General features: G+C 41.8%; 11 protein-coding genes. 6 read left to right on the top strand and 5 right to left on the bottom strand.

The genetic code is table 11. The annotated features are described in order from the left end of the window. Window positions 1-34: 34 nt before the first annotated feature. Together guaB and FGG15_RS06615 are read left to right on the top strand one after the other, a co-directional pair. A complete protein-coding gene (gene guaB / locus FGG15_RS06620; protein WP_138834472.1) occupies window positions 35-1,507 on the top strand; it encodes an IMP dehydrogenase in 1,473 nt (490 codons plus the stop codon). A gap of 97 nt (window positions 1,508-1,604) precedes the next feature. Continuing rightward, a complete protein-coding gene (locus FGG15_RS06615) occupies window positions 1,605-3,281 on the top strand; it encodes a receptor L domain-containing protein (RefSeq protein ID WP_138834470.1) in 1,677 nt (558 codons plus the stop codon). Between the two features lie 4 nt (window positions 3,282-3,285). Here FGG15_RS06615 and FGG15_RS06610 read toward each other — a convergent pair whose 3' ends face one another. The 3 genes from FGG15_RS06610 to lysA all read right to left on the bottom strand — a co-directional run bounded on the left by FGG15_RS06610 (window position 3,286) and on the right by lysA (window position 5,534). Beyond that, window positions 3,286-3,810, bottom strand: coding sequence for a thioredoxin family protein (locus FGG15_RS06610; RefSeq protein WP_138834468.1), 525 nt, complete (start codon window positions 3,808-3,810; stop codon window positions 3,286-3,288). Between the two features lie 70 nt (window positions 3,811-3,880). Beyond that, complete coding sequence (locus tag FGG15_RS06605) at window positions 3,881-4,294, bottom strand: DUF3995 domain-containing protein (protein WP_161991929.1); 414 nt, start codon at window positions 4,292-4,294, stop codon at window positions 3,881-3,883. Between the two features lies 1 nt (window position 4,295). Next, window positions 4,296-5,534 carry a diaminopimelate decarboxylase gene (lysA, locus tag FGG15_RS06600; RefSeq protein WP_138834464.1) on the bottom strand — a complete coding sequence of 413 codons (1,239 nt, stop codon included), beginning with the start codon at window positions 5,532-5,534 and terminating at the stop codon, window positions 4,296-4,298. A gap of 164 nt (window positions 5,535-5,698) precedes the next feature. Between lysA and FGG15_RS06595 the strand changes: the two genes are divergently transcribed. The 4 genes from FGG15_RS06595 (at window position 5,699) to FGG15_RS06580 (ending at window position 9,005) form a co-directional block, all read left to right on the top strand. Continuing rightward, entirely contained in the window at window positions 5,699-6,337 is a 639-nt protein-coding gene (locus FGG15_RS06595; RefSeq protein ID WP_138834462.1) for an LON peptidase substrate-binding domain-containing protein, read from the top strand. 345 nt (window positions 6,338-6,682) lie between these two features. Then, window positions 6,683-7,876 carry an ADP-forming succinate--CoA ligase subunit beta gene (gene sucC / locus FGG15_RS06590; protein WP_138834460.1) on the top strand — a complete coding sequence of 398 codons (1,194 nt, stop codon included), beginning with the start codon at window positions 6,683-6,685 and terminating at the stop codon, window positions 7,874-7,876. 185 nt (window positions 7,877-8,061) lie between these two features. Next, complete coding sequence (locus FGG15_RS06585; RefSeq protein WP_138834458.1) at window positions 8,062-8,463, top strand: TerB family tellurite resistance protein; 402 nt, start codon at window positions 8,062-8,064, stop codon at window positions 8,461-8,463. 116 nt (window positions 8,464-8,579) lie between these two features. Then, window positions 8,580-9,005, top strand: coding sequence for an Hsp20/alpha crystallin family protein (locus FGG15_RS06580; protein WP_138834456.1), 426 nt, complete (start codon window positions 8,580-8,582; stop codon window positions 9,003-9,005). Window positions 9,006-9,134: 129 nt separating this feature from the next. On the opposite strand, the gene uvrB is transcribed toward FGG15_RS06580, so the two are convergent. After that, entirely contained in the window at window positions 9,135-11,123 is a 1,989-nt protein-coding gene (gene uvrB, locus FGG15_RS06575; RefSeq protein ID WP_138834454.1) for an excinuclease ABC subunit UvrB, read from the bottom strand. A 45-nt stretch (window positions 11,124-11,168) separates the two neighbouring features. Continuing rightward, window positions 11,169-12,905, bottom strand: coding sequence for a T9SS type B sorting domain-containing protein (locus tag FGG15_RS06570; RefSeq protein ID WP_138834452.1), 1,737 nt, complete (start codon window positions 12,903-12,905; stop codon window positions 11,169-11,171). Window positions 12,906-12,933 lie beyond the last annotated feature (28 nt).

Genomic DNA, 12,933 nt, shown 5'->3' with positions numbered 1-12,933 from the left:
TGGTATATTTGCACGCAATTAATCCGTAATTGCAATGGAAGCCCACCTTAACAAAATTGTAGGCGAAGGACTGACTTATGACGATGTCCTTTTAGTGCCTGGATACTCCGAAGTTCTACCAAGGGAAGTCAACATCCAAACCAAATTCACGCGTAACATCACTATTAATGTTCCTATTGTTTCAGCAGCAATGGATACTGTGACGGAATCCCAAATGGCTATAGCCATGGCACAGGAAGGGGGTATTGGAGTGCTCCATAAGAACATGACCATAGAGCAGCAGGCTATCAAAGTCCGAAAGGTGAAAAGGGCGGAAAGTGGAATGATCATGGATCCGGTTACCCTTCCTCTAAATTCTACCGTAAGGGATGCCAAGGCCAATATGAAGGAACACAGCATTGGAGGTATTCCCATTGTTGGGGATGACAAAAAGCTATTGGGTATTGTGACCAACCGGGATTTGCGTTTTGAGAAAAACGATGATCGCTCCATTACCGAGGTCATGACTTCTGAAAATTTAGTGACCGTAGGTGAGGGGACTTCTTTAACGGAAGCCGAAGTGATTCTTCAGGAAAACAAAATTGAGAAACTCCCTGTCGTGAATGGTAGCAACGAACTGGTTGGGTTGATCACCTTTAGGGACATTACAAAACTGACCCAGAAGCCCATGGCCAATAAAGATGAATATGGGCGTTTGAGGGTGGCCGCAGCCATTGGGGTAACTCCAGACGCAGTGGACAGGGCAGGAGCCTTGGTCAACGCGGGAGTGGATGCCATTGTAATTGACACAGCGCATGGACACACCAAAGGTGTTGTAGGGGTGCTGAAAGCTGTAAAAAAAGCCTTTCCTCAATTGGATGTAATTGTTGGGAACATTGCCACAGGAGAAGCTGCCAAATATTTGGTAGAATCTGGCGCAGATGCCGTTAAAGTTGGTATTGGCCCTGGTTCCATATGTACCACCCGAGTGGTTGCAGGGGTAGGATTCCCACAATTTTCTGCAGTTCTTGAGGTTGCTTCCGCGATCAAAGGTAGTGGAGTTCCGGTTATTGCTGATGGAGGAATCAGGTATACCGGTGATATTCCCAAAGCCATTGCCGCTGGTGCGGATACTGTAATGTTGGGATCCTTATTGGCCGGTACCATGGAATCTCCGGGTGAAACCATTATCTACGAGGGTCGAAAATTCAAATCCTATAGAGGAATGGGATCCGTTGAAGCCATGAAGGAAGGAAGCAAGGACCGTTACTTCCAAGATGTTGAGGATGATATCAAGAAGTTGGTTCCCGAAGGTATTGTAGGTCGAGTACCGTATAAAGGCGATCTTTATGAGAGCATGCACCAGTTCATCGGTGGACTCAGAGCCGGTATGGGCTATTGCGGTGCCAAGGATATTGAAACCTTAAAGGAGAACGGACGTTTTGTAAAGATTACCTTCAGTGGGATTAACGAAAGTCACCCCCATGATGTTACTATCACCAAAGAAAGTCCGAATTACAGTAGGTAATCGCTAATTTCATTTAGAGAATAACTCTCCATTTTATCTAATAATTTTTTGAGCTTGGAAGATATATAGTATCCTTGTATTACCAATTTTATCATTTATGTTTAGGCATGCATTTACCATCTTTTTTTTTCTAATCCTTTTAAGTTGTACCTCAGATTCTGATAGCCCTAATGAAATTGCTGAGATTGATTTTCCATCTGTGAATACGGGCGGTGCTACAAACATTACGGCTAATTCTGTTGAAATTACTGGAACAGTTACCAATGATGGAGGAGGGCAAGTAACAGCAAGAGGGTTTCTTTGGGACACAAGTTCGGCTCCGACATTAGATGACAACAAAACCACCAATGGTACAGGAGAGGGAGCATTTAGCGCCACAATATCCAATCTTGTGGGAAATACCAAATATTTTCTAAGAGCTTATGCGACAAATTCCAAAAGGACTATTTACGGTAATGAAGTCACTTTTAATACTTCCGATGATGCCCCTAAAATTTTTAATGGTGATGTTTATCTAATGTCGCAAGAGGAAGTAGAAAGTTTTGGCAACGATAATTACAAAGAAGTAACGGGAACTTTGACAATTGGTTCAAATATCTCTTGCTGTTCTAATATCAGTAACCTAAGTTTTTTATCTGATCTGGAAGTAATTGGGGGTGACCTGCTAATTGGTTATAACGACAGGTTAAAGAATTTGGATGGTTTAAATGGCCTTAGGGAAATCGGTGAAAATTTGATAATTAAGGATAATACTGATTTGGAAAATATTGATGGATTATCAAATGTGATTTTCTTTGGAAGTGGTATCTATTTAAGAAATAACAATTCTCTAGCAAGTATCTCTGGAGTTTCACACCTTCATGAGATAAATGGCGATTTGGAGATATACGAAAATGAAACCCTTAAAGATCTAGATGCTCTTGAGAACTTAAAAGTGATAAAAGGCATTTTGCAATTGTGGCGGACAGAGATACAGGATATTTCTGGACTAAATAATTTGGAATCTATAGGTGGGGATTTTTTTATCGCACAGATGAACGGGCTAACAGAAATAATCGGCTTTGACGGTCTAAGGTCAATCCAAGGAACTTTGTATTTAATGAGTAACACAAACTTGGAGAAGGTGCAAGGTTTTTCAAACTTAGATTATTTGGGAGGGGTATATCTTAGTGGAGGAGGTTTATTGGCTGAATTTATTGGTTTTGAGAGTCTAAATTCAATTGATGGGGATTTTTATCATTCTGGATATCATAATCTAGTTAATTTACAAGCATTTCAGAATGTATCACAAGTGAACGGGAATCTTAGCTTGAGAAGTACAAGCTACACAAATGTTGATTTCCTTTCTAACCTTGTTCATGTTGAAGGATATTTAGAATTTCATGAAAATTATGGATTGTCCACCGTAGTATTGGAAAACCTGCAAACAATAATGGGGTCCCTGACCATATCAGGTGGGAGTAATGAATTTAACTTGGATAGTAGCTGGGGGCTAACACGTATCGGTGGAGGATTGGTCATCAATGATGCCAATTCATCCAATATAATTAACGGAATACCAGTTGCCAATGGTTTGACAAACCTTAAAGCATTTGAAAATCTAGAACAAGTTGATGGCGATATAGTAATTAGTAGAAATGAAAATTTACTGGACTTTTGTGACCTACAATTGTTATTGTCCAACGGTTTTACCGGAACTCTAAGCATATTCGAGAACGCCTACAACCCTACCAATCAGGGCATAATCGATGGTAGTTGCAGTTTAGCACCATAGCCACTTATTTACCGGCATAGGCCTGCCAGTCCTTGTCTTTGTAAATATCATCTCCAAAGTAGCGGGCTATCTGCAGAAAAGGTTTTGCCTTTTGGTAGCCGGGAACAGGGGAGAGCATATTAAGCTTTTCATCCAAAAAGACCACCGTGGGGTAGCTCATTTTACCTTGAAGCAAGGCAGCTGCAAATTCATGGTATCCCCGTCTACCAGATGGAACAAATTTGAAGGTTTTACCCTGGAACTCTATCGGTTCTTTTCCTTCAGCATCCAACTTCACCATATAAAAGTTATTGGCCATATAGGCTGCAACTTCAGGATTTTGAAAGGTGTCTTTGTCCATTTTTTTACACCAACCGCACCAATCCGTGTAAACATCTATGAAAATTTTCTTGGGTTGGGCATCGGTTTGGGATAATTGAACTGCATCTTCCCAACTTATCCATTGTACGTTTTGGGCCTCGGCTTGAAATCCGACCAAAAGAAAAAGAAGTATAAAAATCCGGGTAAAGTAGGTAAAAACTGCGCGCATCGTTCCTTGTTTTATTGGGTTTAGTCCACTGACCAATACAAAACTAACGAAAATTATGCCAAAATAGTGCCTAGGCTAAAAGCTCCAAAATGAGGATAAGTAATCCCATGAGAAGACATAAAGGAGAATAATACTTGGTATCTAGGATTGAAAACTTACTGTTCTTGGCCGTTTTGAAAAACCCGACATACTTAAAGTCACCAAACGCCCTAATAATAAATACGAGAGCGATACCTATTGAAATATATCGTAACCATGGATGACTTATATAGCCGATTACCTTGTTGATAAAAACAAAAGCAAAGCCCAGCAAAATTACACCCACTAATGCTGCCATAATCTTGCCTGGGGTTTTTACTGTTTTGCTCTCAATATGTGTTGGAAGAACCGCAGCAGGATCTTTGATTCCAAAAATTGACCAATAAAAATGTAGTACCGCTAAGAAAATAAGAACAACGGACAACATTATGGCCAATACATCCATACTATTTAATGACTTCTGCTTTTGGGGTTTCAAACAAGTTTTTTACATCCACTTGGTTTCTCAGGATGTCGTCAAAAGTTTCACGCTCCCTAATCAAATGGGCTTTACCTTGATGCCAAAGCACCTCGGCGGGTCTAAAACGTGAATTGTAATTACTTGACATAGTAAAGCAATAGGCTCCGGCATTCTTAAAACACAGAATATCTCCTTCGGAGATTTCGTTGATCCTGCGGTTACTGCCAAAAGTGTCTGTCTCACAAATATAACCAACTACGGAATAATAACGTTCCCTGCCTTTTGGATTTGAAATGTTGCTGATCTCATGGGAAGATCCATATAGCATAGGTCTGATCAGGTGATTGAATCCAGAATCCACGCTGGCAAACACGGTAGAGGTTGTCTGTTTCACCACATTGACTTTGGCTAAGAAATATCCTGCCTCGCTCACCAAGAATTTCCCTGGTTCAAACGCCAAGGTCAATTCTTTTCCGTAATCTTCACAAAACTGGTTGAACCTTGTGGTGAGTTTTTTGCCCAATTCTTCAATATTGGTTTCAATGTCGCCTTTTTTATAGGGAACCTTAAAACCACTACCAAAATCGATAAATTCAAGATTTTTGAAGTTCTTGGCTGTTTCAAAAAGAATCTCCGAGGCGTATAGGAATACGTCAATATCCAAAATATCGCTACCCGTATGCATATGGATACCGTTGATGTTCATTTTGGTGAGATCAACAATGCGCAAAAGATGCGGAATCTGATGGATGCTGATACCAAACTTGGAATCGATATGCCCTACGGAAATTTTGGAGTTACCCCCGGCCATCACATGCGGATTGATTCGGATGCATACAGGGACGTCCGGATGCTTACTTCCAAATTGCTCAAGTACGGATAGGTTATCAATATTGATTTGCACGCCCAAAGCCGATGCTTCTTCGATTTCTTCCAAGGAAACACCATTAGGGGTGAAAATAATGGACTCGGGCTTAAACCCAGCCATTAAACCCAATTTAACCTCTTGTATGGAAACGGTATCGAGGCCACTGCCCAACTGGTTCATCAAGCGAAGAATGGAAATATTGGAAAGCGCTTTAGCTGCGTAATTAAGTCGAAGACTGCCCACACCTTGAAAGGCATTGGTCAATCTTTGGTATTGGGATGCAATTTTTTCGGCATCGTACACATATACAGGTGCGCCAAATTGCCTTGAAATCTTTAGTAAATTCTGGGAGTTCATGTTCAAATTAGTCTTTCAAACAAATCTATGTGTTGTAGGTTAGCAAAGCAAGAATATAATATCAAATCATATTAATATAACAATTTGTTTAAAATATAACAATGCAAGCAAATTGAACTTGCGGCTTTAAGGTTAGCATTGTACTTTTAATACAAATTCGCAGCATGAAATTACCCCTTTTTCCTTTGCAATCGGTCTTTTTTCCGGGTGAAACGGTCCCCTTGCACATTTTTGAGGACCGCTATAAGCAATTGATCAACGATTGCAGGCAGGAAGCTGTGACTTTTGGAATCCCTGTTTTTATTGATAATACCATTGCTTTTGGTACCGAAGTGCAATTGGTTGAAGTGGTAACCACCTACGAAAATGGAGAGATGGATGTGGTTTGCGTCGCACGGCAAGTTTTCCAGATTTTGAGTTTTGAACAGCAATTGGAGGACAAGTTATACGCTGGGGGAGAGGTGGAGTTTTTGGATATTGAATATAGCGCGGACGAAAGCTTGCGGCAAGAGGTGTTGGATAAATTGGAAACATTGTACGAACTAATGGATGTACCCTTCAGCCAGCCCCAACCCAAGCAGTTCAATAGTTTTTCGCTGGCGCACAAGATGGGACTTTCCTTTGAGCAAGAGTACGAACTGCTTCAAATTTCCAAGGAAACGAATCGTTTATTATTTATTAAACAGCACTTGGATTCCACCATTACTGTGCTAGAAGAAGTTAATAGAACCAAGACGTTGATTGAATTGAACGGACACTTTAAAAACTTTGACCCACTGGATTTCAAGAATTTCAAGACGTAGGATGCATTTTAGAACCAAGAACCAAGACAAGAAAGTTTTCTGGTTCTAAGCGTTGAATGCTAAATTTTAAATTCTGAATTCAATCTCAGCTCAACATGAAGACTTCACAATCCAAAATTGAACATTGTTCCTTGTTAACGGTTCATTGATAACTGTTCACTGATCTCGCCGGCATCTGATCAACAACTTTTTCGATTTTGAATTTCCCATTGATTTTGCTTCAAATTGAGCGCCAATCCTTGAATAATTGCCCACATTTCAATTATTACCCGCATTAATACGTTTTCCCTTCAATTTGTCAATGTGGTTTTCTATTTTTGTCCGCAAACAAAAGTCAATTCACAGATGAATCTTCACGAATATCAAGGGAAAGAAATTTTAGCCAGTTTCGGTGTCAGAATCCAAAGAGGAATCGTAGCTAGGAACGCAAAGCAAGCGGTAGATGCTGCCAAACAACTTACGCAAGAGACAGGAACGGGATGGCACGTTATAAAGGCACAGGTCCATGCCGGAGGAAGAGGAAAAGGCGGGGGTGTAAAGCTGGCCAAAAACTTGAAGGAAGTTGAAGAGTTGGCAGGCAATATCATTGGAATGAACTTGATAACCCCACAGACGTCTGCCGAGGGAAAAAAAGTACACCAGGTCTTAATTGCCGAAGACGTTTATTATCCAGGCGACAGTGAAACCAGTGAGTTCTATATGTCCGTTCTGTTGAACAGAGGCAGTGGTAGAAATATGATCATGTACTCCACGGAAGGGGGAATGGATATTGAGGAAGTTGCTGAAAAGACCCCACATTTGATTTTTACTGAGGAAATTGATCCTGCCGTAGGACTTATGCCATTCCAAGCTCGGAAAATAGCTTTTAATCTTGGCTTGTCTGGTGCTGCTTTTAAGGATATGGTGAAGTTTGTATCTGCACTTTACAGAGCGTATCAGGAAAGTGATGCCAGTTTGTTTGAAATCAACCCTGTACTTAAGACCTCGGATGATAAGATCATGGCTGTGGATGCAAAAGTGTCCATTGATGATAATGCGCTATATCGCAGAAAGAACTATGCAGAAATGCGCGACCTTCGTGAAGAAAACCCCATAGAGGTTGAAGCCAGGGAAGTTGGCTTGAACTACGTGGATTTGGATGGCAATGTAGGTTGCATGGTAAATGGAGCTGGTTTAGCCATGGCCACCATGGATTTGATCAAGATGGCAGGTGGTGAGCCAGCCAACTTTTTGGATGTAGGAGGTACGGCTGATGCCAAAAGAGTTGAGGAGGCCTTTAGAATAATCTTAAAAGATCCGAATGTAAAGGCAATATTGATCAATATTTTTGGCGGAATTGTCCGTTGTGATAGAGTGGCGCAAGGTGTTGTGGATGCCTATAAAAACATGGGAGATGCTATCAAAGTGCCAATTATAGTAAGACTACAGGGAACCAATGCGGAACTGGCCAAGGAAATTATAGATAATTCTGGATTGGCGGTACATTCTGCTGTTCAATTTCAGGAAGCTGCTGATAAGGTAAAAGAGGTATTGGGATAATATCCTGCACGAAATAAACTGAAAAGGCATCACCATGGGGTGATGCTTTTTTTTGTTTCGTAGGATTCAACTACTACCTCCAAAATACCTAAAACAAATTTTAACATAGTTAATTTCAACGAATTAGGCACTAAAACAGCTCTTTCAAGAGTTATCTATTGGAAACCAAACCGTAAACCACTACCATGGGGACCCATAAGGAGAAACTCAGCATCTTATCTGAAATGATTGCCTTTGCAAGGGTGGATCATTCCCTTAAGGACTCCGAATACCAATTTTTATTGAGTGTGGCCTCCCATTTGGGAATCAACAAGGAAACCTTTGATGGACTTCTCAATGAAAAATCTCCGAAGGTGGTTTTAAAATCCCAAGCAGAACGTATAGTGCAGTTCCATCGTCTCTTACTTTTGATGAACATTGATCAGGAACAGCATCAAAAGGAAATTAGGACACTTCATAACATTGGCCTCGCCATGGGGTTGCCACCTTCAGCAATTGGGCAGGTTTTGGAGGTAATGCACCAATATCCCAACAAGGTCGTTCCGGTCGATGTACTCATCAATATCTTCAAAGCACATTATAACTAAAGACAAAATGTCATTATTTTCTGTTAAAGAAATGTCAAAATGACATGGTTTTTGCATTGGTATAGGATTTGACTATAGCTAGGTGATTTACACATATATAATAAAATTGAATCACCATGAGTATAGTAAAAAGAAACAATCTGTTTTTTCCATCCCTAATGAATGACTTCCTTAGACCTGATTGGTTTGGTGGAACAGAAAACTGGAATAGCAACCTTCCTGCAGTCAATATTAAAGACAATACAGAAGGTTTTGAATTGGAACTAGCGGTTCCTGGAGGTAAAAAAGAGGATTTTAAAGTAGAAGTGGACAATGATGTGCTTACCATTTCCAACGAGGTAAAATCCGAAAGTAAGAAAGAGAATGATAATTATACCCGAAGGGAGTTTGCATATTCATCCTTCCAAAGAGCGTTTACCTTACCTGAAACTGTTGATGGTTCCAAGATAGACGCTAAATATGAGGACGGTATTCTACGCTTGACCTTACCTAAAAAGGAGGAAGCATTGCCTGCGCCAAAGCGTTTAATTTCCATCGGTTAAGAGTATAAAAAATTGGGAACACCAACTTAGGTGTTTTTCATGATGGCCTGCCGATTCTCGGCAGGGTTGGTTTAGTTGGTTAGTTTGTGAGCGCGTTTCTACACTTCTACGTAGGGACGCGCTTTCTTTTTATTCCTGTTCCTGAAGTGTTTTTATTTCATCCCGGAGTTTAGCCGCTTCCATAAAGTTGAGTTCCTTGGCTGCTTTTTCCATGGCCTTTCGCTTTTCTCGAATCAATTTTTCCTTTTGATCGGGTGTCAAATACTCCAAATCGGGTTCGGCAGCTCGTAGCTCCTCCTTTTGGAAATGGTAGGTGGACACCGAATTTTTGGCCAAAGCATTATCCAAGTTCTTGTTTAAGGCTTTGGGGGTAATATTATTCTCTGTGTTGTAGTTGATTTGTTTTTCTCTCCGATAGTTGGTCTCGTCTATCGTTTTCTGCATGCTCTCCGTAATGGTATCTGCATACATGATGGCTTTTCCATTAAGGTTACGGGCGGCCCTACCCACTGTTTGGGTCAGGGAACGGTTACTTCGTAAAAATCCTTCTTTGTCCGCATCCAAAATGGCAACCAGGGAAACCTCAGGCAAATCCAAGCCTTCCCGAAGTAGGTTAACACCTATTAATACATCAAAAAGCCCTTTGCGCAAATCCTGCATGATTTCCACCCGCTCCAAGGTATCCACATCACTGTGAATATACCTGCACCGAACATCGATTCTGGATAGGTATTTGGTCAATTCCTCTGCCATCCGCTTGGTCAAAGTGGTAACCAAGGTACGCTCATCCAGTTCCACCCGTTGCTGAATTTCTTCCACCAAATCATCAATCTGGTTTATACTGGGTTTTACCTCAATAATGGGATCCAACAAGCCTGTAGGCCTGATCACCTGCTCAACGTACACCCCTTGGCTTAATTGCAGTTCATAATCAGCTGGAGTGGCGCTCACATAGATGACCTGGTTTTGAAGGGTTTCAAACTCCTCAAATTTTAGTGGACGATTATCCAAGGCGGCAGGAAGTCGAAAACCGTAGTCCACTAAATTTTCTTTCCGTGAACGGTCACCGCCATACATAGCGTGCACTTGAGGAATGGTCACATGGCTTTCGTCAATCAACATAAGATAATCATCTGGAAAATAATCCAACAAGCAGAAAGGTCTTGTTCCCGGTTCCCGTCCATCCAGATATCTGGAGTAATTTTCGATACCGGAGCAATAGCCCAATTCCCTGATCATTTCCAAATCAAAATTGGTGCGTTCTTCCAAGCGTTTGGCCTCCAAGGGTCGTCCAATTTCTTTGAAATAGTCAATTTGCTTCACTAAGTCATCCTGAATCATGTGGATGGCGTTATGCAAAATATCCGGAGAGGTCACAAACATATTGGCCGGATAGATATTCAGCGAATCATAGATTTCAATGACCTTATTATTGAACGGATCCAAAGCCTCAATTTCCTCGATTTCATCTCCAAAAAAGTGAATTCTGAAAGCATGGTCCGCATAACCCGGAAAAACATCGACTACATCTCCTTTTACTCTGAAATTTCCATTTCTGAAATCAGCGGTGGTGCGGGAATATAGACTCTGAACCAGTTGTTTCAGGAATTTGGTCCTGGAAATGACCTGGTCACGGTGAATGGAAATCACATTCTTTTGAAATTCAATAGGGTTTCCAATACCATATAAACAAGAAACAGAAGCAACAACCAGAACATCCCTTCTTCCGGAGAGTAGCGAAGAAGTAGCACTTAAGCGCAGCTTTTCAATATCCTCATTGATGCTAAGGTCCTTTTCAATATATAGACCGCTGGTAGGGATATAGGCTTCAGGTTGATAATAATCGTAGTAGGACACAAAGTACTCCACCGCATTGTTGGGGAAAAATTGCTTGAATTCGGAATACAATTGGGCAGCCAACGTCTTATTATGGGCTAGTACCAAGGTAGGTCGTTGTACACGTTCCACCACATTGGCTACGGTAAAGGTTTTCCCGGAACCCGTTACCCCCAACAGGGTTTGATGGGGCTCACCTTCTTCAATTCCTGTAACCAATTGTTGAATGGCCTGCGGTTGATCACCGGTAGGATCAAACTCCGATACGACTTGAAACTTCATGCTATAAAAATACTAAAGGGATAGGGCATAGGGAAGCAAGGACCATTATCTTTTTAATGCAAAATGCCCTTGGACTTCGCGATTTTGATCATCAGTGGCAGAAAACCAATATTCACCCGCTGGAAGGGGTCTGCCTCCATAGTTGCCGTCCCATCCCGAAGAGTTTTCAGTGATAACGGATAGCAGCCTTCCATACCTGTCAAATATTCGAATATTCCTCGGTATCACAGCATTGCCCTCCTTGGGTAGGACAAATTGCCAGATATCATTGACATTGTCCCCATTTGGGGTGAAGAATTTAGGAAAACCTTCTACGGATAAATCCTGAATAAACTTTTCGCTAACCGTTCCACATCCATTTTTATCCCTCACATAGAAGGTATGCGAGCCCGGGATAACTCCGGAAAAGACATTGCTATCTTGATAAGGTCCATTGATGTCATCAACAGCAAATTCATAGTCTCCATTACCAGTTGCACTTATGGTAACCTCAAATCCCAGTGCTGTATCCACCGCAGATAGGCCATTAATGGTAGCTGTCTCGGACGAAACTACCTCAAACACCTGCGAGGTGGGGCATTCGACAATACCGCTCCCTTGGGAAACCACATTAAACGCCATATACCGGTAGCGTCCATTCTCACTCACTGTAACCTCATTGGAATTGGAGATCATCACCTCGTTGTCAAAATCATCTATCTGAAACCATCTGTAGCCATCAGCGAAATCAGGTGCGGTAATGGTCAAAGGTGCTTCGTTCTGACAAAAGGAAAGGGTTTCCGGAAAATCTATTTCAGGGCCAAAGGTTATAAATTCTCCCGTATTGGGATCCAAGTATGGCCCACAGCCCAATAAAGTGGAAAAACTTTCTTGTACACAACCAATGGCACTTCCAGCGGCATTGAAGGGTACAATGGTGATAAAGAAAGTTCGGTTGGGTTCAAAATTGAGGACAAGGGTGGAATTGCTAGAGAATGATGTATTGTTCAATATGTCTGTACCGTCAATAGTGGAACCAATGGTAACCCGATATCCTGTGGCACCCGGAACCGGCAACCATTCTATTAACGGGGTTAGCGGTACGTTGATCTCCCCATTGGCAGGTGTAACCAAGGACGTGCATCCAGGTAATGGGGCCAAAGTGGCGGTGGTAAAACTAATTTCTGAGCAATTGGGGGCGTTACCATTTTCATTATATGGGGTAACGGTAGCGTATAATTGTGTATTCGCGGGTAGTTGCCCGGGTGGGTTGAAGGATATTACATTGCCAACATCCGTTAGGGGAACTACATCATCTGTTCCGGGGGCAGTTCCTATTGAAACGTTATAGCCCGTTGCCGTTGGCGCATAAAACCAAGAAAGATTGGAAAAAACGCTGACATCTGTGGCTCCGTCCACTGGTGTCCTAAAGGTAGTGCATCCCGGCGCAGTGACCACGTCTTCAGTGGTGAAGGTTTGGCTGCTACAGATAATATCCTGACTCCCTTGAAACAAAAAATCCAGGATAATGGTGACGTAAATTTGGGTGTTTTCAGGTAATCCCAATGGGGGTGTATAGGTGGTTGCGCTTCCCACGGATTGTTCCAGTATTTCTGCTCCACCGTCTGTGGTGCCCAGTCGGATTCTGTAGCCTGGAATACCATCGGAAACGGCCCAGGTAATGGTAGCATCCACAGGAACATTGGTTGCACCGTTTACCGGACTAAGCAAATTGGGACATTCCTGGGCCATCCCAACCGCCGTTATACCAAGTACAACGATATGTAGCAGTTTTTTTAACATTCAATAGCAATCCTACCTAAAAGGTAGT

Source organism: Flagellimonas algicola, assembly GCF_005937185.1.
In the GTDB taxonomy this organism is placed as follows: Bacteria; Bacteroidota; Bacteroidia; order Flavobacteriales; family Flavobacteriaceae; genus Flagellimonas; species Flagellimonas algicola.
This window is presented reverse-complemented; position numbering and strand designations above follow the sequence as displayed.

Excerpts from the sequence above, each read along its gene's own strand:
- guaB (WP_138834472.1), top strand. The coding sequence starts at position 35 with ATGGAAGCCCACCTTAACAAAATTGTAGGCGAAGGACTGACTTATGAC.
- FGG15_RS06615 (WP_138834470.1), top strand. The coding sequence starts at position 1,605 with ATGTTTAGGCATGCATTTACCATCTTTTTTTTTCTAATCCTTTTAAGT.
- FGG15_RS06610 (WP_138834468.1), bottom strand. The coding sequence starts at position 3,810 with ATGCGCGCAGTTTTTACCTACTTTACCCGGATTTTTATACTTCTTTTT.
- FGG15_RS06605 (WP_161991929.1), bottom strand. The coding sequence starts at position 4,294 with ATGGATGTATTGGCCATAATGTTGTCCGTTGTTCTTATTTTCTTAGCG.
- lysA (WP_138834464.1), bottom strand. The coding sequence starts at position 5,534 with ATGAACTCCCAGAATTTACTAAAGATTTCAAGGCAATTTGGCGCACCT.
- FGG15_RS06595 (WP_138834462.1), top strand. The coding sequence starts at position 5,699 with ATGAAATTACCCCTTTTTCCTTTGCAATCGGTCTTTTTTCCGGGTGAA.
- sucC (WP_138834460.1), top strand. The coding sequence starts at position 6,683 with ATGAATCTTCACGAATATCAAGGGAAAGAAATTTTAGCCAGTTTCGGT.
- FGG15_RS06585 (WP_138834458.1), top strand. The coding sequence starts at position 8,062 with ATGGGGACCCATAAGGAGAAACTCAGCATCTTATCTGAAATGATTGCC.
- FGG15_RS06580 (WP_138834456.1), top strand. The coding sequence starts at position 8,580 with ATGAGTATAGTAAAAAGAAACAATCTGTTTTTTCCATCCCTAATGAAT.
- uvrB (WP_138834454.1), bottom strand. The coding sequence starts at position 11,123 with ATGAAGTTTCAAGTCGTATCGGAGTTTGATCCTACCGGTGATCAACCG.
- FGG15_RS06570 (WP_138834452.1), bottom strand. The coding sequence starts at position 12,905 with ATGTTAAAAAAACTGCTACATATCGTTGTACTTGGTATAACGGCGGTT.